This is a genomic window from Rivularia sp. PCC 7116, assembly GCF_000316665.1.
Lineage (GTDB): Bacteria > Cyanobacteriota > Cyanobacteriia > Cyanobacteriales > Nostocaceae > Rivularia.
Map to the genome: position 1 here is coordinate 6,473,114 of NC_019678.1, position 25,854 is coordinate 6,498,967.

The following is a 25,854-nucleotide window of genomic DNA, read 5'->3' on the forward strand; positions in this document are numbered from 1 at the left end:
GATCTAAATGTCACAGCACCCTACAGTAAAATGTGCCAGATGCGTAAGTCCTATTATATTTACTAGTGGTTCGCCAAGCGAACTTTGCTGGGTTTAGCGTGGAAATAAAAAGTTTTTTCTCCCCCTGCTCCCTCCGCTTCCCCTGCTCCCCCTGCCTGCCCTTACCCGGCAATTGTGGCTTGCCAGAGTACTAGCCCCCTAAATCTCCCTTCATTGGTTCTATTTAAAATACATTTCTCCCCCAAAATTGGGGGTTGGGGGGCAAATCATACTTGCGATCGGCAACGCCAAGAAATTAATATCAAAGGTAATCTTTTACCAGGAAGGGAGTAGTTTTAATCTAACGAATACGTATCCAAACACTACCACCAAACCCACCGGTTTTTCTCACGGCTCTGAGTCGATTGGGGGAAAGAACTTTCAAGGTAATCTCACCAGCCAAATTATTTCTACCTTTGGGAACATCTACCCATTTACCAGCAATTTGTTTGCCTTGAATTTGACCGTGAAAAATATTACTCCAAGTAGCTCCTTGATTCGGACTTTCGCCGAACCACCAAAGTTCATTACCAATCTGTTTGAGATAGTAAGTTCCTCCATCCGAAGCACGCCAGCGTCCGCTTAAGTTTACAGTTCGACGAGCAATTAGTTTTGGCGATTTGATTTGACGCGACTTAATTTCAGATGCTTCTAAATTTGAAGGCGAACCAATTGTTATTGTGTTATTTGTTTGAATCGCATTATTCGATGCTTGAGCTTTTCCTACAGGAATAAATAGAGTTGCAGCGATAATCGTACCAAAAGCTATCTCTGCGATAAAACGGGATGGTTGTTGATGATTTTTCATGATTATTCTCTCTGATGTAAATAATGTAAGAAATTGTTCTTTTTGTTTTGTGACTTGTGCCATCGATATGACAAGGCTTTAACCGGACATCATATCCCTCCTTTTACTAAATTTCATTTATCTCAAATCTTGCGCCATTGTTGTTAAGCCCAAACACCGCCTTGTAAGCCGGAGGCTTTCTCGCAGAGAAATCAATTTCAAGGCTGATATACAAAGTACGTTAAAACGCACTAAACTCCTTACCCAGTCTGATTTATCAGACTTTGTTTTTAAGCCTGGGAATTTATTCTAAGGTGGTTTTAAAGACTAGTTGAGAATGCTGGTGTTCGGTTCGATTTATGCAAAGTTATCAAACACAAAGTTACCTACATCTTGCCCTACGGTTACTCCGTCTATATTGGCTGCGTTAATATGAACGCCACCAAAAAGACGACTATCGGCATTTTCATAAGCAGCTTGGGAAAAGCTACCGTATGAACGAGAAACCCCCGGTAATTCTTGAGAAGGAATCTCAAAACTAGTTTCGTCGCCAAAAAAGCGAGCCAAAATTGTACTTGCTGCGCCACCAAAAACAGAATGTCCGGATATGTAATCGGGGAATGGGGGAGTATCTAGTAAGGGTTCCCAAGTTGGATCGGCGATAGTATTAGGATGGTTATCTTTATCTGCTTCTCGAATCGCAGTTATGGGACGAATTTCATCGTATACATATTTCGCATCCCATGCTGTAATACCTGCATCCGCTAATCCAGTATTAAGCACTGCAAATAACTCGGCATTCTGCTCTAAACTATTACCTTTGTCCAATGCAACTTCTTGAGCAATTTGATTCCATTGCCCTGGGGGCTTAAATGAATCACTGCGATCGTATGCCCAAAATTGTGCTATTTCTGTTTGCTCTGCATTACGAACGGTACTATTTTCTGCCCCTAATTCTTGGACTTGATTAAGCTGTTGGGCATAAAAGGGACTATTATATTGTGGGAATGTAAACGGACGAAATTGATTGCCGCTTTCTAAAACAAATGGAGTCACCAATCCCCAATTCGGTAATAGTGCTTCGTCTATATCACCTTCTTTGCTATTTGTCGTTTCACCATCCCTGTAGGTGAATTGCCAATCCCCTATACCATTTCCTGGTGTAAAGGGTACTTGTGCCGTATTATAGCCATCGGTAGCTCTTTGGTTGACTATTAAATCGGCAGCTTGCTGTCCTATATTTATACCATTTGTCTTGGCTTCACTATCGGGAATTGCTTGGAGAAATTGATTTAGGAAACCTTCAATTGTAGATTTTTGTGTGGGAAACAATTTGATTAATGCTTGAGAAGCGGCTCCCACTACCGCAGCTTCGTCAGATGTAGTTGGAGCTGCTAAGACTGCATCATAAATAGCTTTGTGAACAATTGCTTGATTCCGTGCAGCAATAGGAGGTGGAGTTCCATCAGCGGGATTTTTTCCAGTGGCTTGGATGGTATTTAAAAGAATTGAATTCCATTGGATAACTGCGTCACCTTGAGTAATTAATGTACTGCTTCGGTTGTCACTTACATCAATATCAGTAATGTTATTAGCTGGTTCCACTTCTGCAAACAGATAGTATAAACCTGGTGAAACAACGCTTGCTGTACGAAAATCCGAACCAGCAAAATCTACGATCAAAGTCCGAGATTCTCCAGGAGCTAAGAAAATATTGTTTTGTTTGAGAGTACCTAAAAGTTCATCGGTTCCTTTGAGTAAATCATTTTGATCTGTACTTACATCGTCTAATTTGTTGAGATTTTTTAAATCTAATTCGTTGTCGGTAGAAGCATAAAGTTTGAGGTTTAAAGGACCATTAAAATTGGTATTCCCTTGATTTGTAATCGTAACTTCTACCTTACCTTGTTCGTCCGGAAAAATTGTCGGTGTTTGAATTACTTCACCAAAATCAACGGCTAAATTTGCAAATTTCATCAGTATTTCCTCTTTTTTATCATGTTTTGGTTTATTTGATTAGCTATTAATCTCCAGGTTTATATGCATTAATTAATCTTGTTTTCAAGTAATAATTAATACTGGTTCTGATTATCTTAGGAATGACCGCAACTGGCATATTTTTCTTGTAGGGTGCTGTGACATTTTGACTGATTATCAACGTAGTAATAAGGTTTGTAGTGTCACGCACCACCCAAGCTTTGTGACAATTGCGGCCATTCCTGTATCTATCATTTATTACTTGAAAACTATATTCAAATGCTTGCAATGTCCTATCGTCTAATAGCTAATTACAAGATTAAACAAAAACAAATTGAGTACTATCATGAAAACTCAGAGTATCAGCAGATATTCCTTCAACAACACCAATTAATTCGGGTGTATTCTGCCCTTCGTCAAGAAATATTCCCGTACCGTAAGTACCATCTATAGGAGATGTACCTAAAGAATACATACTTTCCGAACCTGCTAATTGAATCTTATCTACGCCACGAATCACCGTGTCACCTACAAAGCCAAAATCTTTGATTAAAGCGTAACCTTGAGTACCATTATTATTAATATTGCCATCATCGTAGAGAACCACATCCTCAACTGTGCCGTCGGTACCGTCAGATTGCCTAGTCTTGGCTTCCGCAAGTCCCAATACGAAGGTATCGTTACCTCTACCACCAGTTAAGGTATCTCTTTCACCAGTACCAAATCCAAATTGCTGAGGAGCAAAGAAAACAGTATCAGTACCAATTAACTTATCTTGCCCTCTTCCACCAGAGAGTAAATCGTTGCCTTGCCCGCCAGTCAGTTCATCTTTTCCTCTGTTTCCTTTCAGATTGTCGTTCCCTTTACCGCCAAAAACTAAGTCGTCACCACCTCCAGCAATCAAGGTATCATTACCACTGGCAGTTGAAAATGGTTCTCCCGCAAAACTATCACCATAAAGAGTGTCTTTTCCTTGATTCCCAAAAATTAAGTCGTTACCATCTCCACCTTCTAAAACGTCATCTCCTCTTTCTCCGCGAAGCTCATCTTCACCGTTTTGACCAAAAATTCGGTCATTTCCCTTGCCACCTTTGAGGGTATCATTATCATTTCCACCAGAAAGTAAGTCATTTCCAGTTCCACCGAAAAGCTTATCCTCTCCGTTTTGACCAAAAATATTGTCGTTTCCCTCACCGCCTTTGAGGGTATCATTGCCAATTCCGGTTAAGTCTAAATTTTCACTAAAACTAGCATCGCCGAAAATAAGGTCATTTCCTGCATTTCCATCGATAAAATCGTTTTCGCTGCCTCCACTAATAGCGTCATTTCCATCGTTACCAAAGATTGTGTCATTACCAGCAAGACCAAGAATTTGGTCATCTGCGGGTGTACCATTTAGTATGTCTGGGCTAGGACTTCCTATTTTAATTCCTGAATTAAAACGCGAAACGTTACTTTGAGATGATGTAGATGCTTCTGGAAAATCCCTTGCTTCAGATGTTGCGATCTGATTTGTACTTGCTTCTGGAGAATTCCCTGGTTGAGCTTGTGATATTTGATTTGTAGTTGTTTCTAAAGCCTGAGATTTTGGTTGCTGAGATTCTAATTCTAATTTCTGTAAGTTTCTTATTTGAGCTTGTTCTTGTGAAGTTAATTCGGTTTCAAGAAGTCTTAGTTCTTCTGATTGAATTTGCCGTAGTTTATCTAATTGCAAATCTACTGTTTCTATTAGTTTTGGTTCAAAAATCGCTTCCTGTCGCACATTTGCTTGATTTGCCGCTCTTTCGGCGATTACTTCAAGCTTTAATTCTTGTTCTACTGTTAAATTCTCTTCCATTGTTTTTTCCTCATTTAATAACTATGTAATTGTCGATTTACAATCATGAAATTGCAACGATGGGAATTAAAAGGTTGGGGAATTTTTTGGATTTATTCTAACTAGGTATAAGCCTAGTTTATAGCACTTACAAGTAATAAATTGTCCCACCATCAGTGTTGCCAAACCTCAGCAACAATGCTATACGTCTAGGTTTTTTCTGGAATATTTGTAAAACGGTGGAACAATTTATTTATTGGATCTCTTTAAGATGATGATGACAATTTTTAAGGAATTCTAACTCTACTTGATATATCAAGAGTATATTGATTTGTGTCAAAACCAGATTTTCTAGCTAAATTACAGACAGGTTTAATTTCTCCACCGTTACCGACAAATCGACAAAAATCATCCCTACCATCTCTATTGACATCCTGCATCCATTGAGGAAGATTATCATAACCTCGATCTATTCCTTTAATTGAATTGAATCCGTATTTGTTGCTTGAAAATCCATTTCCTTGTGCTAGATGACAAGATAAAAATTCTTCTTTTCTACTACCAACAAATCTACAAAAATCTTGTTTACCATCTTGATTTACATCTCCCCACAATCTTGGTCTATTTTGATATCCTAAATCTGTATTTAGATTTTGGGATTGGGCAAAAGCACTTACAGGGAAGATAACACTCGAAATTGAAACTAAAGCTGTCGTTGTAAGTAAAGCAGCTTTCAAACTAATTTTGTGGCTACGTAAGTTCATCATGATTTATACCATTATATCGTTGAACTAATTCTCTATATTTCTGTTTGGGAGATACTCATGCAAAAAAAATCAATGAAAATTTTTTTGAATTAGGATATCTCATTGTTGAACTAAATCTGTATATTTCTGATTGAGAGATACTCATGCAATAAAAAATAAATTAGGCAATGCCCAACTTACAAATCTGAAAATTACTAAGTCTGCCGTGTACACACATCTCGTAAGATCCCCCTAAATCCCCCTTAACAAGGGGGACTTTAATGTAAATCCCGCCTTTTCAAGGGGGAAGTGGGGGGATCTAAAGGCTGTGAAACAAACTTGAAAACTTCTGTGTACACCATAAGTACTTAGACAGAATCAATTGTATATTTGTCATTGCGAGTGGAACGGAGTACAACGACGAAATCCTAGAGTTTTGCGATTGCTTCGCTGTCGCTCGCAATGACACAGATATTTTTGTCCAGCTACTTAGCCTTACTAAGGAGAGGGATTGAGGATGAGGTGTCACATCCAATTTCCCAGCAATACATAAGCTGCCCAATAATATGGCGCTCGATATTCTGGGTTTTTCAAAATATTCAGTTGGGCTTGTCGTAGGGCTTCTGCCTTAGAAATTCCTGGATTATTAGCTGAGGTTAATTGTTCGTAAAATTTACCAATCAGCTTTGCGGAAGCTTCGTCGTTGATGCGCCATAGAGTTGCTATGGTACTCCGCGCACCGGAGCGCACTGCGACACCAGCTAATCCCAATGCCGAATCAGCATCTCCTGCTGCGGTTTCACAGGCGCTAAGTACGAGTAGTTCTAAGGGGTTGTCGCGAGATATTTCCCCTACTTTTAAGATGCTGCTGAGTTGATTAACTTTGATTTTGCCATCCCATGTAAGAATAAAGGTTTCTGAGGCTGTGGAACCAAATTGACCGTGTGTTGCTAAGTGTACTATTGGAGATGAAACGGCAGGTACTCTGGTTTCAAAGGCTTTATTGGTGAATTTTTGGTTAAATAAAACTTTACTGGGCAGCTTTGATTTAATGGTTTCTACTTCTTGTTTCACGTAAGGTAGAGATGCAAAAGGAGGACGTTCTGCATTTAACCCTCCTACCAAAACTTCTAAATTTGCTTTTGTAAGGGCGCGGGGTGCTAATAATTGCAGTCCCGGTGTGAGGGCAATGCTATACTTTTCAACAAGAAAATTATTACCATCGTACAAAGCAGCCATCGGTATATTCCGTAAAACGCCATCTAAAACAAATACTAATGTTCTCACTTGTGCAGCAGCAACATCCGCAATTTCGGGACGAATCAGTAAGTCGTAAATTTTTTGCAGTTGAGGAAGCGCTAAATCGAAAGCTGTGGGTTGTTGCAAATCATCTCGTAAGTTAGATGCAAGCTGTTCAACTTGTTTGCGAGTTATAGGGGTTTTATAGTAGCGAAAATCTCGGTTATCTTTGTTTGGCGATTTTTGCTGAGATTGACTGGTAGATTTTGGTAAACTGGCAACAATCGCTAATTCATCTTCTAAGATAATTGGGTAAATTACTGCTGCGGTTCGATCTACATTGTCTATTTGTGTAGGTTCAGCTTTTAAACAAGGTTCGCGAAAAAAGTTATCTAGTTCAACTAATTGTAGGGCTTCAATTACATCCCGCGCTTTCTTGAAATTATCTTTTTGGTTGGATTTTACCAGCAGGCTTACCAATTGACGATGTATTGGTTCAACTTCATCGCGAAAAGAAAACTGCACATCTGGACTGGCTGAAGCTAAATCTGCTCGTAAAGATTTTATACTGCTGACGGCTTGTTGATAAATATCAATCGCTCTTTGTGTTTTACCTTGGGCTTTGAATATGCGTCCTAATTGCCACTGCGAACGATAGGCTATATCGGTGGCGTGTTCTTGTTGGGATAAATGTAGTGCTTGTTGAGTCAGTTTTTCAGCTTCTACCCATTGTTTATTTTGCTCGTAAATATTACCAAGAAGACGAGAAGCATTTGCCTGTAAGCGAGGATGGGATAAATTTTGTGCTTGTTGTAGAGCGATCGCTAGAATATCTGCTATTTCACGCAAGGATATTATATTTTTCTGTTTGGACATCTTGATCATTGCATGAGCTAGATGCAAGCGCGTTTCGATAGCATGGCGGTTGGGAGGTAATGAATTTATCTGCTGTTTTATCTGCGGTATCAGTTTTTGGGCTGCATCTATCTGTTTTGTATCAACTAACAAGCTAAGTTGATTGACTTGAGAATAAACTTTTAAATGTAACGAATCCGACGTGGCAGCTTGTTGATAATAATTTAGTACGGTTTGGGCTGCTTGAGAATCAATTGGATTATCTGTTGCTTTCTCCTGCATCAGTTGAGCGCGGAATATATTACCTAGAGCAAGCTGCGACAATGTAATTATCTCGGTTAAGTTCAACTGTTTGGCAATATCAAGACTGCGCTGTAAGACTAGCTGCGCTGGTTTTGGATTACCAACAACCCGCAAGGAGTTTCCTAAAGTATGTAAAGCAGTTGCGGTTTCCTCAGAGACAGAAATATCAGATAGAAGAGTTGTTAATTTTTCTGGATTATTCGTGGAACCGGATGGTAATTTTAAAGCTGTTTCAAGTAAAGTAATGGCGCGACGATAAAGACCTAAATTTTGTAATGCTTGGGCTTGATTAGTTTGACTGAGAAGCGTTTTTAATGGTTTATTTTGCTGGCTGTAAATAGCTGTAGCACTTTTCCAAGATTCGATAGCTGCATTTGCTTGTCCCCGTGCTAGTTGTAAACCACCTTGAATATCAAGGGCTTGTGCTAAAGCTAAATCTATTTGATTGTTAGAGTTATCAATATTTGTTAATAAATTAATTGCTGACACTATTGCATTCGTGGCATTATTCCATTCTCCTAATTGCTGATAGCAAAGCGATAAGTTGCTATAAGATAAAGCCTTACGAATCGAATTTGAAGAAGCATCATATTTTTGTATAGCTTGTTGTAACAGCTTCGCAGCTCGATCAAATTCACCTTTACTGTAGTGCGATCGCGCTTGCTGTTCGAGAAATAATCCCGATTGATTTTGAGTTTGGATAGGTGGAGATTTGCTTAAATATGGAATTTGAGCGAAACCAGGTAATGTAATGCATAAAAGTGCGCTTAATACCATCGGTGCAATAAATCGAAATAAACCTTTGTGGTGTCTTTTGGTAGATTTCATGATTAGTTAATAGTTAGTTTTCTTAACCTCACCCCCTTCCCCTCTCCTTGTTAAGGGAGAGGGGTGAAAGGAGAGGGGTGAGGTTGCGTATTTTTATCAGACTGAATGGAAAATCGCTATAGTTAGTTTTTTCTTCATTTTCCTGATTGTTAGCTGATTTATTGCTAATTGTTCAGTTGCAATGGGCAGAATTTTTCATCGCGAGAAAATTGCTATTTTGGGTTGCATTTTTAACGAGGATGATTTTACCGTCTTTAGTTCTTACCCAACCTTGTGCATCTACAATTTGCTTGATTTCCTGTTTCTGCTTCGGAGCTTGTCTGCTTCTTCTAACTGGGGGTTTTATTTCCCCTGCCAAAGTTACCAAAGATGTCCGATTTAGATTACCAGTTAAGGGTTTAAAGGGACTTGGTGGTAAACTGCCAGCCCCGGTAATTGTAAAACTGCTTTGAGCGTAACTTGGCGTTGAGCAAGTATCGGCGATTTCAGGATAAATTGGTATTGTTGGTAATTCTACTAAACCATTGTTGGGGTCACTCTGGGGTGTGATGATTTCTACAATACCGGCTAAATCAGGACTAGCTCCGGTGGCGGTAATATCACTAGTGCTATCGGATGGTCGATCTCGAAACTCTGTACCAAAGATACCTTGAGCGTCGATTCGTACATTACCACCACGGAAGTTTTCGGAGTTGGCGCTGATGTCGCTGTTTTCTCCAGCAATTAGGAAATCCGTCTTAATATTGATATTGCCACCGATAACTTGTTCGCCTTTTGCGTTGGTGAAGATGTTGCTGCGGCGATGTAGAATTAAATCTCGTGAGTTAATGTTAATTGTCGCCTGTTCTTTGCTGGAATCTGAACTTTGCGTACTGGCATTAAGTAAAGCGTTGTTATCTAAGTTGATAGAGCGAGCATTTAATGTTAAAACTCCTGCATTTCCTCTGCCTTGACTTTCTACAGTAATTTGAGCTTCATCATTTTTAACTTTTATAGCATCTGAATCAATAGTTAAATTTCCTGCATTGCCTGCACCAGAAGTACCAGAACTAACTTTTCCTCCATTTTCAACGAGCAAGTTATTAGTGGTAATTTTCAAGTTTCCACCTGTGCCCTTACTATTGGTTTCCGAAACTACCTTTGAATCATTTCTTACTTGTAAATTATTAGCATTAATATTTAAATCTCCTCCATCACCATTGTTGCTATTAGTGCTGGTACTAACAAATGCTCTATCTTCTACAAGCATTCTTTTAGTATTGATATTTAATTTCCCTGCATTCCCGATTGAGTTCTTTTCTGCTGTAGCAAATAAACCACTGAAATATGGCTGATTGTTATTATCGGGATTATTACCACCAAAACCAATTACTTGGATATCTTCGGCATTGATAGTTAAGTTTCCTCCATTGCCTTTACCAGATGTACCTGTAAATAAAAACGCCCCATCTTTAATTAACAAGGTATTAGTAACGATATTTAGTTCTCCGGCATTACTAATTAAGTTATCCTGGATTAAAATACTCAACTGACTGGGAGTTTTACCGTTATTACCCGTACCAATTACCTGTATTTCTTGGGCATCAATATCTAAATTTACCTTGTCACTAGATGTTGCTCCGGCATTTACTCGCGAGCCACCTTCAATTAGTAATTTGCCAGTCTTAATCGTCAATTGCCCTGCCAGTTTATTCTCACTCTCGACACCGGATATTAAACTCGCATCATCTTTGATTAATAATTCATTAGTTGTAATCTGCAAATCTCCTGCATTACCTTTACCATTATTACTAGCACTAACAAAAGCAAAATTTTCAACCTGCATCTTATTAGTATTAATAGTTAAAGAGCCTGAATTTCCTGTTGCTTCTTCATTCGCTACAACAAATAAACCACTGGTAAATTGATTTTCATTACCACCTCTACCTATAATTTTTATCGATTCGGTGGCATTAATTGTCATATCCCCTCCATTACCTTCACCAGATGTACCGGCAAAGATAAGTGCCCCACCTGCAACTTCTAAATTACTAGTATTAATATTCATGTTTCCAGTGTTTCCTGTAGAATTTTTTTTTGCAGAAACACTCAATTCACTAAAACTTTTACCATCATTACTAGTACCAAGAATTTGCACGTTGGAGGCATCAATATTTACATTTCCCCCGTTACCATTACCAAATACAGCAGCACTCACTATTCCTCCACCTTCAACTCTTAAGTCATTAGTTTTGATGTCAATATCTCCGCCGTTACCCGCACTCCAAGCATTAGCACCAATAGTAGCTCGATTATTTACTATGAACTGCGGAGCATTAATCCTTATATTCCCCGTATTTTCAGTACGATTTTTGCTAACGTTATTTGCATACAAACCGCTGGGAATAAAAGTATCATTTATGCCGTCAAAGTTAACAGATTCTTTGGCATTAATGACTATACTACCGCTTTTCTCTGTACCTGTTTGAGTTGACACAACTACGGAATTATCTGTAATAGTAAAATTTTTACTCGTTACCCGTATATCACCCGCACCATTTCCACTAGCATCAACTGCTGTATTTTGAGATAGTCGAATATCACCAAATTTTTCACCAATATTTGCTAATTTTTCAAAACCAAAACCAAAACCTTTTTCTATAGCTGCAATACTAACTAAACTTTCTCCTGTAACGCTACCTAATTCAATTCTTCCACTACTAGCTTTTAATGTTGCACCTTCAAGTAAAACATCACCACCTAACAAAGCTAATGTTTTATTTGCTGGTACTTCTAAGCCCGTTTTTGCTTCAATTACTCGTGGTATTTTTCTTTCAGGCTCACCTTTGCCTTTAAACTCAATTTTTCCGGGATTTTGAGCATATTGTAACCCTAAAGGAACGTTTACTGTTAATAAAGGTTTATTTTCGGGGTTTATAGCATTAAATTCGATATCACCATCAAACTTGATACTATCAGCAGTACTTCCCACAAAAGAACCACCAATATCCAATTTTGCATTCTCACCAAATACTATTCCATTGGGATTGATTAAAAACAAATTCGCCGTACCATTTGCTTTAATTAATCCATCAATGTCAGAAATCGACTTACCCGTAACCCGAGTAATAATGTTTTGAATGTCTGCCGCATTGTTAAAATGCGCTTCATTACCAGTAGGCACGGAAAACTCTTTAAAACTATGGAACAAATTGCCGTTACTCTTAGTTCCACCTTCAATAGTGCTGATATTTCCTTCTACTTTGACTTCGGAATTTTTGGGTAAAGTTTCATCACGAATAACTTGAGCAGATACTTTGTTTATGGAAGAAACTATGGCGCATAAACTCGCTATTGAGAAAATACACCAATTTAAGTTACTTAACTTTCTCATTCCATCCTGATTTGAAAGAGCAGGGGGAGCAGGGGAAGCGGGGGGGCAGGGGGAGAAAAAACTTTCATAGATGATGATAAAAAAAATGTTTTTCATTGGGACTGCTTCTGTATTTTTTCTTAATAAAAATTAACTTCACGGGTAAGATATGGTGTATTGTTTATTGTAGTAAAAAATTTAACATTTAATTCAAAAAGGACTATATTGCACGGAAAAATAAAAGCCATTTTCCTGCAATGAATCTCCTTGCTTATCAACAGAAATTAAAGGAATACCCCAATCAAAACGAGCGGAAAGATTATCGCCTTGCCGCCAACGCAAGCCAAGACCAACTGATGCTAGGGTATTAGTATCATTGATGTTTTCTGCACCCGAATTATTCCAAGTTGTACCAATGTCAATAAAAGGAGCTATTTGTAATAACCCATCGATTTGAGATGCTTTGATGATTGGTAATAGTACCTCCGCAGAAGCAAAAACACCGTTATCTCGGAGAAGAAAATTTTGCCGATATCCGCGAACGTTTTCTAAGCCACCCAAACTAAACTGCTCTGATGCTACAAGTCTTTCGGATGCCAGTTGCACGTTACCTTTAATTAACAACAAAGTATCGGGAGCTAACAATCGCGTCCACTGAGCTTCTCCCCGCCAAGCGAAGAAACGACTATCGGGAGCATCAGAATTAACGGTTGCATTCAAAGCATCAATTCCCAGACTAAACTCAGAGCGAGCAGTCACAATCTGGCGCTGGTTGCGCGACACCCATTCCTGGAAAAAGCGCAGTACAGAAATACGGGTATCTCCATCTTCATCAGCCCCTGGGGAAAGTTCGTTAAGTGAAATTCCTTGTTGAGATAACACCTCGGAAGATACTTCACTATTTCGTCGGGAAGCGGTAAAACCCAAAGCTAATTCTTCTGTGGGAGTTTGCACTAATGGCTGACGAAAGGTTAAATCGTAATTGCTCGAACCAGATTCGATATCTAGCCTGTTGAATGGACGCTCAATAATATCGCTCGATGTCTGGCTGTAATTAAAGCTCAGAGTTCCGTTACGAGAATTAACAGGCAAAGTATAGCCCGAATTAAAAGTGTTGCTACCATCAGTATTGCTATAAGCTAAATTTAAACCATCTCCCCATCCGAATAAATTAGCTTGATTGAGTTGAAGGCGACGACGAAAACTACCAACACTTGGCGAGCGATTGTTATCAACTCCTGTTGTAATCCCAAAGGAGGGAGCTTCTTTGACTTCAACAGATAATACATTTAAACCAGGGCGGGTTCCAGCAGATAATTCCGCCGATAAGCTGTCAATTAAGGGATTAATCTGCAATAATCGCAAGGATTCTAAGAGTTTTTCTTTATTTAAAGGCGCTTTGGTACCTCTAGCTATACGACTGCGAATATAACTAGATTTCAAGCGTTGATTACCAGCGATGCGAATCTCTTCTAATTTTCCTTCTACAACTACTATTTGAACTACACCATCCTCAATATCTTGCCCTACCGGAAGATAAGCTCCAGATGTAATATATTCGTTATCAATATAAAGTTGAATAATTGCCGACTTAGCTTGCGACAACTGTTCAAAAGTAATAGGTTTGTTGGTGAAAGGTTTAAGTATTGCAGCTAATTTTTCTTCGCTAAACACCGTGCTACCAACAACTTCAAATTTCTGAATAATTACAGTATCGGGAATGTCAGGTAGGGTTTGCGGAGGGGCAATATTGGGTGTAGAAGGTTCGAGCAATTCTGAAGGTGGTGGTAGTGGCACCGGAAGCCTGGGCGTTGGCGCTGTTTGCGGTGTTGGTGGCTGAACATCTTGCGGTGATGGCAAATCCGGATTAACAGTTTGTGCCTTACATAGTGGAAGTATCAGCAAATTTGGTAAAACAAATGAGCTTAGATAGCAACACCATATTGTTAAATTTCGTGATGATTTCGCAACCATGATATTTGATTGGGCATTGGAAATGGGGCATTGGGCATTGGGCATTGGGCATTGGTAATTGGTAATGGGTAATAGGGTAATGTGATGATGATTTTTTATTTTCTTCCTCACTCCCTCCCTCCCTCCCTCACTCTCTCACTCCCTCACTCTCTCACTCCCTCCCTCCCTCCCTCCCTCACTCCTCATCTGGCGTACATATATTGCGAACAAATGCTTCTCTTTTCTGAACAAAAGATGGAGATGGTTTTTCAACTTGATAAAGAGCCTGCAATCCATCAGCCCAAAGATGGTTTTTGCTTAGAGGTGTAACTGAGTAATTAAGAAAGTATTCGGCTTTTCTCAGAGCTATTTCCTGTGAAGTTATGTCTCGCGTTTTTTGCTTTAATGCTTGCAAATCTGCTTGAATTTGAGCGCGTTGGCTGGCTGTGACGATTTGAAATGTTGTCCAGGGAGTAGAAGAAGTAGTTCCTTCTAATTTCCATTGATAAAGCTTGTCTGGTTTTAAAGGTTGTCCCTTGTAGAAAGCTTTTTTATCGTTGAGATTAACTTTTTGCATCCACAACGATTTTTGACTATGACGCTCGCGAACAATTAACCGAGCTTCTTGATTTTGCAGAATACTATGCCATAAAAACAATGGTTTATCGTGCCAAATTATACGTGCTTCCACTAAACCAGGAGCAATGGAACAGATACCAGAGCGCGCACCTAATGTCTTTTTGGGTTTACGTTGCCAAATCGATCTTATCCAGCGTTTGATTTTTTTGACTGGTTGAGATTGGCGATTGCTAGATTTGGGTTTACGATTGTTTGGTTTTTGTTGGCGATTAGTTTGAGCTATGGCGATGTTTGTGTTGTTAACATTTGTTAAAGCTGGGACAAAGGCGATCGCCATCGAAATAAGTCCTAAACTAAGCAATGATTTGTAATATTTGCCTTTTAAATTAGACATGATTATTCTTTGTCAACGGTATGATGTAACCTAAGAATACTACTGAAGGTAAAAGCCAGGGTATTAAAACTACTGTAGTAATATAAAGCTGTAATGATACAACACCGTAAAACATCACTATTCCTAAAGAAGTAAGAATAATTTTTAAACGTAATTTCGGAGTAAAAGGTGACTTTTTTTTCAGGAATAAAGCTGTAATTTTGCCAAAAATTACCATAATTCCCATCATCCAAATATCGGGGATAGGAGTTAATAAATGGTTTCTTAAAAAGTGATGCGTCATGTAAGCTAATGATTCACCACCAGTCAACCAGTCTTTTCGATGATTCCAATAAATAATTGCAAGAGGGCTGATGGATCTATCAGGCTTACCCAGTGCAAATCCGAGTCTTTCATCACTACCTACTGCAATCAAAACTACTTGTTTGGGAATCAATTGAAACTCGTTAATATTTTTGCTTTCAAGTAATTTCCAAGCGGGAATTTTTGTGTAAACCTGCTTGGGAGGAAGGGAATAATCAATATAAGCTTCTAAAGCTTCTAATCTAAACTCAGAAGGTAATTTTAACAGTTTAGACAAATTAGATAAATTACCTTTGTTGGAATTTTGTTCGATAACATCAAGCAGTTCATCGCGTAAATTAGTTGTTCGATTAGTATTAGGTTGGGGTAAATTGCTTGCTTCTTGTTTTGCGGTTTGCACTAACGAGAGTAAATAGGAGAATGGGCAAGTATTACTACAATCTGCTTCGGATTTGGGTAACTCAAGGATATAAGGATTTGCATTCAGATATGCTTGTAACGTCCAATCCCATTTAGTAATACCAATCGCTTCATTTATACCGATTTCTCGATCAAATTCAAGCACTGCACCGAAAATCAACCACATATTTTGATCTACCGCTCGACGTACTGCTAAACCTAAATCTTTATCCCCAGATGGTGGATTTTTTTGGGGTGAATCGAAGATGAAATCGATTCCGACTACAGTTGCATTTAAAGTTGTTAATTTATCGAGTAACTTAGCAATGTAGCTGCGGTTAAATGGTAAAAGTTGAGAATGAGGTAGTTGAGCGCGGTAAATAGATTCACTATCAATTTCTATCAGCGTTACTGGTGGTGCTTCGTTTGATATTTGAGCGGTGATATCGCGGTAAACTGCTTGGTTGAGCATTCTTGTATTCAGCAGCATATCTTGCACCGGAGGGAATATTGCCAAGAAAAAAGTTGCTGTGAGCAATATTCCTTCCGTAGGATTTGGCAGACTTTGACGCAGCCTATCTTTCCAGCGAAAGGGGGGAATGCGATACAGTTTTGCTCCTGGATGACAAAATATGGAAGGCACTAAGTACGACGAAGGATAAGTATGGCTCTTTTCCATGCGTAAAAATTGCCGCGCTTGTGCTACTGACTCGTAGATATCAAGGTGCTTAGCTAAACCTTGCAAAAATCTAACTAAAAACTCCTGAGCAACTCGATTATGAATTGGTTCGCGCATGACTACAACTTGCCCAAAGCCCAATTCAATTAGCGATTGAGCAATATTTAATCCACTACAGGAATTAAATATTGCTACATTTAATCCGCGTTGTTTGGCAACACTTAATTGAGGGGCGATTTCGTTGATAGAAATTGATACATTAGGGGCAATACCTAATTCCCCTCCCGTTATTTCTGTTTCATTGCTGTGTCCGGCAAAAAATAACACATCCCATCCTTTATCATCAGTAATAGCATCACTAATTTGTTGGATAAATTGCGAAGGTTTTTGTTGCGGTTGCCAACTTAGAAATTCTACCTCTGCTATCTTTAAAATTGGTTTAATTGCATCTTTATCTACTTGAAAATTTAAGCCAGTATCATCACCCAAAATTGCTAAAATTCTCGGACGTTTGCGGTAATTTTGCTCAAAAGTTGTTTCTATCGGCTTGCTAATATTTAAAGAAGAGCGAATAATTTGAATCGGGCTATTTGTGGCAAATTCGCTACCCATTTCCCATACTTCCCACGGATAGCGTTCCAATTCTATCGAGTTGCAAGTAACAAAAACTTGTACAACTTGCGTTTTATCGGATGTGTCGATCAATTCTTGAGAAGCACCAGCAATTCGAGAGCGGATATCGTATAATTCCACACTGCGTAACCAGCGATGAAACTCATACATTAACTTGGCTTCCGCTTTCACAAGTTCTGCGTGCCAGTCGATAGTAAGTACAGCAACTCCACCATTAATAGCCCTTCCCCGCATTGCATCTGACTGATAAAAGCTCAAGTATGCTTGTTGCCATTGTTGGTGTAATTGATTTAAATTGTTTGGATAGTTAATTTCAGCAGTTAATCTTTGTCCTTTTCCCCAGCACAATTCAAATAAACAAACTTGTTTAAATTTATGAATTTTGAGATTAAAAATGTTATATTCGTTTCTCATATCATGTCCGGTTAAACAGTTATCATATTTATGAGGGGTGGTAATTGGTAATTGGTAATTGGTAATGGGTAATTGGTAATTGGTAATTGGTAATTGGTAATTGGTAATAAACAAGAGTGCTTCTCAAATATATAGAAAGTAATTAACCGAACCTTATATTAGTTATCTCCAGCACACAAGTTTTTTATGATACTCCCATTCCGCTCTAAGATTACCGAAAAATTGTAGGTTGGGTTGAGGAACGAAACCCAACTTGGGTGTTGGGTTTCACTCCGTTCAACCCAACCTACTAATTAACAACTAACAACTAATTCGTTTCTTCTAATTCAAAAGCAAAAGGTGGAATTTCAACTACAATTTCTTCATTAATAGTGATATTAATCCAGAAACGCTCTCCATAATTACCAACTACTTGAGCATAAAGGATACCTTGACTTGTATCTTTTAAATTTTGTTCAAATAATAACTGTGTTTCATCGCGCAATTCTAGCTTAAGAGTTTTTGGCATTGAAGATTGAGGTTGCGAACCTAAAACAACTAGCAATATCCATTCCGGCTTGTCGCGAGTTGTTGAGTCTAATAACCAGGTAATAGCATATAACCGTAAACTACTGTCTTCGTTGCACTCTAAATCTTGGTAAGCACCTCTTGCTGTGACGGGAATCTGAACTCCTTGCTGTTCCAATCCCGTTCTTACTTGGTCAAAATTTTCTAAGGAGCGCATTTCTGATAACCTTAGTGAAGGCATTAGTATCCACCCTAATTCAGTTGTCATGGCATCAACTTGATTGCCTAACCAATTAGCAACATTAATCAAAGGTTGTATCGGTGAAGGTGCAGAATTTTCATATACCCAATCAATTAATTCCGGACTACTTAGTAAGGTAATACCTTCTTCAACTGTAAGTAATTGCCAGGGATATTTATGTTTAAGCTGAGATTTAAGTTTTAATAGTTTTTGTTTTAATATTCTGACAGTTTCAGGTGCAATATTTGTAGACAAAGGCAATTGAATTGCATCTGCTGCTAAACAACGAAGATTGAGTAATAAGTCGTTAGCATCTTGATTAAAACAAGTTTGAGGTATTGTATAAGTCCAATCTTGCTCGATTTGCAGTTTTGCTGCTTGTCGATATTGGCAATATTGTTCGTAACTCAGAAATCCCGATATAGCTACTTGTTGTTTGGACTCCACTACTTGCATTAATACATATAAATGAGCCGCAAAATCGGGAATATCGAAAATAGCAAAGGGAATGCTATGCTCATCAATTAAATTACTGCCAGTTATAATGCAGAGTTTGAATTTATCAATCCAAATATTACAGCCTGCTGGTAGCAAATTCGCATATTTTGGTTGCCAAATAGAAGATTGCTCGCTTTCTATTTGTAAATCGGGAGCGCGTTCAAAAAGCCATTGCTCAAATCCTAAAACTGCCAAAGCATTAATATAAACTTGCCAGCGTTGTTGTACGTTGCTTATTGACTGACTTAAACGCGCAGCTTTACGCAAATGTTCTGTTAATAACTCAATTCGCGTCTCGTTTAAAGACTGCAAATCAAATAAATCAATAAAATCTGAATTCAATAGAGGTGTATTCATTGTAAAAAGAGGAGATAGAGGTAGGGAGGGAGTGATATTAATTCCGGTTGCATTGGAATGATAAAAAAGCTCTGCGTTCCTTTGCGTTTTCCTTGGCGCTACTCTGCGTTTAAAAAATATTTACTGCCGTTGTATTTCTTTTATCTAAATAACTACAAATCCGACGAGCTATCAAATTACGCAAAGGATGATTGCGTACCGGACTTTTGACTTCTGATTCTGCTTCTTGAATAATATCTGAAATTTGTTCATCTAAAATTAATTCGACCTGTTTTTCTAAACTTTTTAAGCTAGAAGTATTTGTAAAATGTTCGGCAGTATCAATCACCCGCTCGCCTAAAATACTCAATAACCTTTGACGAATATCAGTACTTAACTCCTTAAACTTCAACAAACGAGTAACTTCGTATTGTTTCTTCAATCCAATTTCTGGCGCAATTTGGCTCATGGATTTACCTTGACAATGAAAAAGATATAAGCCTTTAATAAATGCTGCACTCTTTAAAGAACTTTTACGTTTAAACCGAGATATAAAATCTTCAATAGTTTGAGAAATCGCTAAATCCAAACTATCCCTAAATTCTTTTTGATACAGCTTGATAAATTCAAGTTGTTCGGTATCTCTATCTGTTTGATTCGCTAAGGAAGACTCTACTACCGATTTAACTTCTGGCTGATTTATTGAAACCGTTGAAATCAAACCTCCTTTAGCTGCAATCCGATATTGTCTTAATTTTGCTGCAATTGCTTGAAGTTGACTTAATACCGCTTCCGAACTTAATTTGTAATTCGTTCGAGCTTGCAAATCTTGGACAATACGCATTAATTGCTCGGATGTTGGTGGCTGACAAGGTAAAGTTTTTCCTCTTAATCTTTGCTGTAAACGGTCTTCACGATAAACTGCATGATAACTTATTAGTAACTGACTCGATTGCTGAATTTCCAAGGATGCCGATTGATACATTCTTGTTTCAATTCGCTGCAATTCTTTGGGATTGGTGTCGTTTAAAAGTGCCCAGTCACTAATTAAAAATATCCCATGCTCTAGTAAAAATCTGTGAATTTCTGGATGCTGTTTTACGTAACGATTTACCCATGTTTTAAGCGAACCTTTAGTAGGGTCAAAAGTTTGTATAATAAGAGTTGCTAAGGATTGATAAGAAGTCTGGCGGGATGATTGCAACAAAACTTCATCGTCCAATACGAAGGGTAATAAATCTTTACAGCTAAAACCATTCTCAGTACCAAATCTGACTCCTAAGTCGGAACATACCCAAGTAATTAACCCAGAAATATAGCAGCGCAAACATAATTCTGCGGCTCCACATTTGTAGGAATTAACTTTCCCAGAATTGCCCAATGAGTCACTGCTTTGATAAAGCATGTGCTGTTGCCAAAGCTGACGTACAATCGCAGAATCCGTTATCCCCACTGTTTCATCAAAATTGCCAAATTCTGATTGAAAATAAGCTTGAGCATCCGCAATAGTCTCAAACTGAATGTTGCCAGCAGAGTTTATCTTGAAAAATTTCCAGTACTTTGATAAGTCTTCCATAGCTATGAATTCTTACTCAAAGTTGATTATTATCTAATTGTTATACCTCCTTTAATGTAAAGCAATTATCCGCGCAATTTACAGCAATTTGCGACATAAATTAATAGAGCGGTTGATTTCCAAATTAAGAAAATCTCCAAATAACTCTATTTCTGAGATTAGAAGACTCATGCAAAAATATTCTTTTTTCAAGAAATATTAGCTGTAAAGCTTATTTAGCGAGTGTTGAAGCGTTTTGCGATTCACATTATGGCGCTGCTTCCGAAGTCATTCCTTGATAAACTGATTGGGCTATTTGCGTACCCATTTGTTCGGGTGTTATCTCCTTAGTTACATTTACAGTCGCAGGTAAGCTCGAAATAGTGCCGCCATTTTGTAACTGGGAAGGAAGATTGTTTTCATTTAACAACCGAGATAATTCCGTTTCTAAAGCTGCTTGTAACCGGTAACGTTGACTGCGAGGTATGTCAATATCATCTAAGATTATCCGTTCAATTTGTAAATTAATATTCATGGTGATTGTGATATTTGGGACATAAATTTTAAAAGTACTCAAAAAGTAAAATTGTACAAATCTATTAGAGCAGATAACAAGCGATCGCAAATACTTTTGATTAAACTGCTACTTTTGTAAAACATAGTAAAAATATTCAGCCTGTTGATTTTTGAAGCCTTCATAAATCGGAGTTCCTTGACATCCAGCAAACCAGGTTGCTAATGTTTGTAAATAATTAGGAAGATTTTCCTTAATAATTGCTATTTTTCTTTCGTTTTCTATATCCATCGCTTTAATAACATTTTCAGTAATTATTTCTGATTTCAATATTTTAAAGCCCGATGATTCTAATTTATTTTTGATATCATCAATGTCTGCTGTTTGTCGAAAATCAGTAAAGAAAAAGTGACCATTAGGGCGGAGAACTCTAAAAACTTCGGCAAAAAACTTTTCGATTGAAGTATAACAATGAGATGATTCAACATTAACTACAGCATCAAATGAATGTTCGGGAAACTGTAGAGATTCTGCATCTCCCACACAAAAATTTAAGTTGGGAACAATATGTTGTTTTTGACAAAAGTTGATATTACTTTCTGATAAATCAACACCTGTCATTGTTTGTGGATTTAAATAACGCTGAATATATGAACTACCCCCACCACGCCCACACCCTACTTCCAGAACATCTAAGCCATTGAGAGGAATAAAAGAAGCTACGTAATGATAAAGTTGAGCGCAATAAACTTCATTCTGTTCCAAATCTTTGAGTTCTAACTGTTTTGCATGAGAATTTAAATCGGCATAACCATAATTTAAAAAAGTAATTTTCATATTGACAAGATTTGATGTCAAAGAGTTGTACCATATTTTCCAAACACTTTTTTTAAAAGGGGACTCAACTAAATAACCTAAGAATTGTTTTAACATGTAATTTATGTGTTTTTGAATTTCAAATTGATTAACATCAGGACTTACGCAATTGTCACAGCACCCTACAATAAAATATGTCAGTTGCTACCATTCCTAAACATTTTATAGTAGAATTGCAAGTTATATGTTGACCATTATTTCTCATGCAAAATCCGCTTCATTAATTGGTCGTTCTAATTTACGAAATTCGGTTCGTGCTGCTGCTAATACAAATTGCATCGTCACAGCCGTACCTTCCCTAGCTGCCAAAAAAGCTGCATTAATCGCAATATTATGAATGCTGCCACCAGTCAAATTTAATCTTGCTAAACGTTCAAAGTCTAATGATTCTATCGGTGTTTCCTCGGGAAAAACTTTCTGCCACATCCGTTTTCGTTCTAATTTACCGGGGAAGGGAAAGTTAATAATAAATCGCAGTCTTCGTAGAAAAGCTGTATCCAAGGAACTTTTCATATTCGTTGCTAAAATCGCTAATCCCCGATAAGATTCTATCCGTTGTAATAGATAATTTATCTCAATATTGGCGTAACGGTCATGACTATCTTTGACTTCGCTGCGTTTGCCAAATAAAGCGTCGGCTTCATCGAAAAACAAGATAGCACCACCATCTTCAGCAGCATCAAATAGCTTTCTGAGGTTTTTCTCGGTTTCTCCAATATATTTACTTACCACCGCCGATAAATCAATGCGGTACAGATTTAATTGCAAACTATTAGCAACTACTTCCGCTGCCATTGTCTTTCCCGTACCGCTTTCCCCAGCAAACAAAGCGCTGATTCCCATGCCCCGATTCATCCGTCGTTGAAATCCCCAATTTTCATAAACTTGACGGCGTTGTTTAACTTGATCTGCAATTTGATGCAACAAGTTTGTTTCTTCCGATGGCAGTACAATATCATTCCAGGTAGCTTTGGTATCGATACGTTGAGCTAGATTGTCTAATTGCGGACGAGTGCTGACTAAACAAGCATTCCACAAACGAGTATATAGTTCATTTTTATCTGTAATATTTTGATTAAATACTATGCTTGCATTCTTCTCGATGGTGGAAAGGTTGAGATTAAATTGCGAAGCTAAAAGTGAAGGGCTTTCTGGATTAACCGAATTATCAAGAATATTTGTCCAAGCTGCCTGTTGTTCTGGGGCTGTGGGTTTAGTAATATCGAAACTGACGCTGGCTCTACTTAACTGCGGCGATTCGTAAGTATCGAGAAATAATAAATTATGGTAGCGCGATAAAAAACGCTTGAGTGGAGAAGCAGAAGTTTTAGCTGTAGAGTTTTCTTGTTCTTTGGCATCAAGGTAAATTGCAACTGGCATTAATATGCTTTCTCTTTGCCACAATCGCAGAAAAGTTTCTAATTCTGCTGCTGGGGTTGGTAATAATCCAGATGGCAAGCGATAAAGTTGCAAACCAAAAGCCGCAGCAGTATGACTGGCAATTAATTCTTTACTAGAGCTATCGCTACCTAATAACTCAATTATCGGTAAATGTGTTGCAGAATTTGCTTGTTTGAGGCGATAGATTATTTTGTCAACAATGGTTTTCTGGGAAGGTGGTAGTATGCCGACATTAGTTTCTACAGGCATAACTAAACTTGCCAGTCTATCATCCAAATAATTTAAACCCTTAAGATAATTAACTATCCGCTCATCTGCTTTTAAAGCACTAGTAATTAAAGGTTGACTACCTACGCGATTTATTTCAATTAACTGCCAATAACGCAAAGGGCGCTCTGGTGAAACCACATCCCAAGCAGCTTCGTTAAATAAAGAAAGTGCTAAAGCAAAGGTTGGATAGGGACTTTGACTGTTTTTTTGAGCCTTGGCACATAAACCAGCAATCCCCGTATCCAGTTCCATTCCCGCACATAAAAGCAAAACTTTTTGCTCGAAAGCAGAAAGCCCAAACCGGCGACTTAAAGATATTAGCGTGGGATATGGTTCAACGGCTGCAACTTCCGCCATTGCTGCATATGCCTGCTCAATATCTGTATCTGCTACTTCTTCGCCAGCCATTTTTTGTAAGCGCAATCGCAGCCACTCTAGCGCTATAGCTAAATACTTTTCATTATTTTCAAACCAGAAATTTGCATCATTCATGAGAGCCTCACCTTTTGACTGGAATCAAATACAGGAGGTTTGACGGAATTATTTATTAATAAACTATCCACTCCATCGACGCGCAAACGAACAAAGTATTCTCCAGCCGGAATAGTTTCCACATTGAAGCTTATTGTATTTGTCTTACCAGGATTTTGTGTTTGTTGTTCAGTTGGTAAAAGTTGGCGCGAGCCTAATAATAAAGTCACTTCTTGATCTTGCCAGACTTGAGGAGTGCAAATTATGGTTACGGTTTGATTATTGGGAGTATTTGGCTCAATTTTAGGAGCGAGAGAAAAAGGTAAAGCATTAGTTGTTTGTTCTTTTCCTTCCCGTCGGAGTTTGACTGCAACCGTGTAAAATCCCGCCGGGAAATCAGCAGGTTGGTTGGGTATCTGAATATTTATTTCTGTTGCCGAACTTTGTTGCTGTAATTCCAACTCAACAGAGATATCTAAATTTTTGTTTTTTAATAAAACCAATACCCTACCATCATCGCTATTCAAATTATGTCCCTTTACAGAAATCTCTTCCCCCAAACGAACGCTTAACTGCCGATTTGGTAACTGTAATGTTTCCAAAGTAGGGAAAGGTGGAATTAAATCAGCTTGTGCAGTTACACCCTTATCTTCCGAGCCGCGAGTTAAAACTGGTAGTGGTGTTTTAACTGGAAGACTACTATCAATTAAAATTACAGATACTTCATAAGCAGCCGAGATGCGATATTGAGTTTGAAACGTCGTCCATAACTTAGATACATCATCCAGAGATAAAGACACAGGAGTAATGCGGATGCGTTCAATTTGTTGATGTAAATTACTTTCTGGTAATGCAGCTTTAATATCCTCCGGCTTTAAAATAGCAGCATCGTGAAGTACCCGCATAGCCGCTCCCAACAGACGATGACCTAAAATATCATCATTATCTTGTCCGTAAGCAGTAATTAAATAGTAGAGATTTAACGCTAACGGTAACTTTCCCGTTTCCCCAGGTTTAACACGACTGGGGATATCTTGATTGCGTAAAGCCGCATTAGGCAAAGTATGGTAGAGAAAAATATTAATTTGATTGCTGCTCTCACCATTTTCTCTAGCTTTATCCGGAGGGCGCGTAGTTACACTACCACTACCAAGTTCATCGCCAATACCCCTGGCAATTAGATTACGTAACGTAGTAGTGACAGCGGCGATCGCTAGTGAATTACTCATAACATATGATGTATCAATAAATATTTCGATTCCCCATATTCCGTCTGAGATTGCAAATCCCAGCCTCATAGCATAAGTCCATTAAAACTCCTAACTTGCACATTTCAAAACCTTTATCCACTAAGGATTTGAGCTTTAACTAAATGTGTTAGTTTCATTTGTTGCTAGTGGCGATAGCCGCTAGTTGGGCGCTTACATCTTGCACCAGTCGCGATAACCGCCTTGGAATAAATTCCCAGGCTCAAAAACAAAGTCTGATAAATCAGACTGGGAGAGGCTTTTAGTACGTTTTCAACGTACTTTGTATATCAGCCTTGAAATTGATTTCTCTGCGAGAAAGCCTCCGGCTTACAAGGCGGGTTTAGGGCAAGTAGAGAATGGTGCAAGATGTCAGTTAAAACGGACTGAGTTTAAAAATCCAAGTCCTCTAAAGAGGATTTGAACTATTAGCCAACGGTTTATAAGCATTGACTCACATTTCCTCAACTAAATCACGCATCTATTAACCCAGGGGGGATGGTTTATTACTTATTTTAAGATACAAGAGTTTTTTTAGTGTCTTGTAACCAGAACGCGAAAATTTACAAATAGAGACAAAATTGTCACAAATATTATGAGTCTAAAATTGAACATGGAGCGCATAATTATAAAAGGGGTTGA

15 protein-coding genes are annotated in these 25,854 nt (G+C 38.2%); all 15 read right to left on the reverse strand.

The genetic code is table 11. The features are described from left to right. Positions 1-340 precede the first annotated feature (340 nt). Positions 341-847: a hypothetical protein gene (locus RIV7116_RS34190; RefSeq protein WP_157229329.1), complete on the reverse strand. Its 507-nt coding sequence runs from the start codon at positions 845-847 to the stop codon at positions 341-343. 336 nt (positions 848-1,183) lie between these two features. Beyond that, positions 1,184-2,803 (reverse strand): vanadium-dependent haloperoxidase, encoded by a 1,620-nt coding sequence (locus RIV7116_RS25020; RefSeq protein WP_015121119.1) that lies wholly within the window; start codon positions 2,801-2,803, stop codon positions 1,184-1,186. A 319-nt stretch (positions 2,804-3,122) separates the two neighbouring features. Beyond that, positions 3,123-4,640: a calcium-binding protein gene (locus RIV7116_RS34195; RefSeq protein ID WP_015121120.1), complete on the reverse strand. Its 1,518-nt coding sequence runs from the start codon at positions 4,638-4,640 to the stop codon at positions 3,123-3,125. Positions 4,641-4,906: 266 nt separating this feature from the next. Further along, positions 4,907-5,386: a hypothetical protein gene (locus tag RIV7116_RS25030; protein ID WP_015121121.1), complete on the reverse strand. Its 480-nt coding sequence runs from the start codon at positions 5,384-5,386 to the stop codon at positions 4,907-4,909. Positions 5,387-5,890: 504 nt separating this feature from the next. Then, positions 5,891-8,590, reverse strand: a complete 2,700-nt coding sequence (locus RIV7116_RS25035) for a CHAT domain-containing protein (RefSeq protein ID WP_063721473.1) — start codon at positions 8,588-8,590, stop codon at positions 5,891-5,893. 172 nt (positions 8,591-8,762) lie between these two features. Then, entirely contained in the window at positions 8,763-11,963 is a 3,201-nt protein-coding gene (locus RIV7116_RS25040) for a filamentous hemagglutinin N-terminal domain-containing protein (RefSeq protein ID WP_157229330.1), read from the reverse strand. 189 nt (positions 11,964-12,152) lie between these two features. Then, a complete protein-coding gene (locus RIV7116_RS25045; RefSeq protein WP_015121124.1) occupies positions 12,153-13,961 on the reverse strand; it encodes a ShlB/FhaC/HecB family hemolysin secretion/activation protein in 1,809 nt (602 codons plus the stop codon). 130 nt (positions 13,962-14,091) lie between these two features. Further along, positions 14,092-14,868 carry a hypothetical protein gene (locus RIV7116_RS25050; RefSeq protein WP_015121125.1) on the reverse strand — a complete coding sequence of 259 codons (777 nt, stop codon included), beginning with the start codon at positions 14,866-14,868 and terminating at the stop codon, positions 14,092-14,094. Beyond that, the gene (locus RIV7116_RS25055) at positions 14,861-17,296 is read right to left on the reverse strand and encodes a CHASE2 domain-containing protein (protein WP_015121126.1); all 2,436 of its coding nucleotides are present in this window, start codon (positions 17,294-17,296) and stop codon (positions 14,861-14,863) included. The genes RIV7116_RS25050 and RIV7116_RS25055 overlap by 8 nt, the downstream gene beginning before the upstream one ends. Before the next feature lie 307 nt (positions 17,297-17,603). Next, positions 17,604-18,899 carry a DUF1822 family protein gene (locus tag RIV7116_RS25060; protein ID WP_015121127.1) on the reverse strand — a complete coding sequence of 432 codons (1,296 nt, stop codon included), beginning with the start codon at positions 18,897-18,899 and terminating at the stop codon, positions 17,604-17,606. 109 nt (positions 18,900-19,008) lie between these two features. Further along, a complete protein-coding gene (locus tag RIV7116_RS25065) occupies positions 19,009-20,454 on the reverse strand; it encodes a hypothetical protein (protein WP_015121128.1) in 1,446 nt (481 codons plus the stop codon). 247 nt (positions 20,455-20,701) lie between these two features. Continuing rightward, the gene (locus RIV7116_RS25070) at positions 20,702-20,968 is read right to left on the reverse strand and encodes a hypothetical protein (protein WP_015121129.1); all 267 of its coding nucleotides are present in this window, start codon (positions 20,966-20,968) and stop codon (positions 20,702-20,704) included. 108 nt (positions 20,969-21,076) lie between these two features. Continuing rightward, positions 21,077-21,784 carry a class I SAM-dependent methyltransferase gene (locus RIV7116_RS25075; RefSeq protein WP_232435723.1) on the reverse strand — a complete coding sequence of 236 codons (708 nt, stop codon included), beginning with the start codon at positions 21,782-21,784 and terminating at the stop codon, positions 21,077-21,079. A 240-nt stretch (positions 21,785-22,024) separates the two neighbouring features. Beyond that, on the reverse strand, positions 22,025-23,986 hold the full coding sequence (locus RIV7116_RS25080) for an ATP-binding protein (RefSeq protein WP_015121131.1): 1,962 nt from the start codon (positions 23,984-23,986) through the stop codon (positions 22,025-22,027). Then, positions 23,983-25,194 carry a DUF4255 domain-containing protein gene (locus RIV7116_RS25085; RefSeq protein WP_044292318.1) on the reverse strand — a complete coding sequence of 404 codons (1,212 nt, stop codon included), beginning with the start codon at positions 25,192-25,194 and terminating at the stop codon, positions 23,983-23,985. The genes RIV7116_RS25080 and RIV7116_RS25085 overlap by 4 nt, the downstream gene beginning before the upstream one ends. Between the last annotated feature and the right edge of the window lie 660 nt (positions 25,195-25,854).

Bases quoted from the DNA above. Each gene is read 5' to 3' on its own strand.
- RIV7116_RS34190 (WP_157229329.1), bottom strand. From the start codon at position 847: ATGAAAAATCATCAACAACCATCCCGTTTTATCGCAGAGATAGCTTTT.
- RIV7116_RS25020 (WP_015121119.1), bottom strand. From the start codon at position 2,803: ATGAAATTTGCAAATTTAGCCGTTGATTTTGGTGAAGTAATTCAAACA.
- RIV7116_RS34195 (WP_015121120.1), bottom strand. From the start codon at position 4,640: ATGGAAGAGAATTTAACAGTAGAACAAGAATTAAAGCTTGAAGTAATC.
- RIV7116_RS25030 (WP_015121121.1), bottom strand. From the start codon at position 5,386: ATGATGAACTTACGTAGCCACAAAATTAGTTTGAAAGCTGCTTTACTT.
- RIV7116_RS25035 (WP_063721473.1), bottom strand. From the start codon at position 8,590: ATGAAATCTACCAAAAGACACCACAAAGGTTTATTTCGATTTATTGCA.
- RIV7116_RS25040 (WP_157229330.1), bottom strand. From the start codon at position 11,963: ATGAGAAAGTTAAGTAACTTAAATTGGTGTATTTTCTCAATAGCGAGT.
- RIV7116_RS25045 (WP_015121124.1), bottom strand. From the start codon at position 13,961: ATGCCCAATGCCCAATGCCCCATTTCCAATGCCCAATCAAATATCATG.
- RIV7116_RS25050 (WP_015121125.1), bottom strand. From the start codon at position 14,868: ATGTCTAATTTAAAAGGCAAATATTACAAATCATTGCTTAGTTTAGGA.
- RIV7116_RS25055 (WP_015121126.1), bottom strand. From the start codon at position 17,296: ATGAGAAACGAATATAACATTTTTAATCTCAAAATTCATAAATTTAAA.
- RIV7116_RS25060 (WP_015121127.1), bottom strand. From the start codon at position 18,899: ATGAATACACCTCTATTGAATTCAGATTTTATTGATTTATTTGATTTG.
- RIV7116_RS25065 (WP_015121128.1), bottom strand. From the start codon at position 20,454: ATGGAAGACTTATCAAAGTACTGGAAATTTTTCAAGATAAACTCTGCT.
- RIV7116_RS25070 (WP_015121129.1), bottom strand. From the start codon at position 20,968: ATGAATATTAATTTACAAATTGAACGGATAATCTTAGATGATATTGAC.
- RIV7116_RS25075 (WP_232435723.1), bottom strand. From the start codon at position 21,784: ATGAAAATTACTTTTTTAAATTATGGTTATGCCGATTTAAATTCTCAT.
- RIV7116_RS25080 (WP_015121131.1), bottom strand. From the start codon at position 23,986: ATGAATGATGCAAATTTCTGGTTTGAAAATAATGAAAAGTATTTAGCT.
- RIV7116_RS25085 (WP_044292318.1), bottom strand. From the start codon at position 25,194: ATGAGTAATTCACTAGCGATCGCCGCTGTCACTACTACGTTACGTAAT.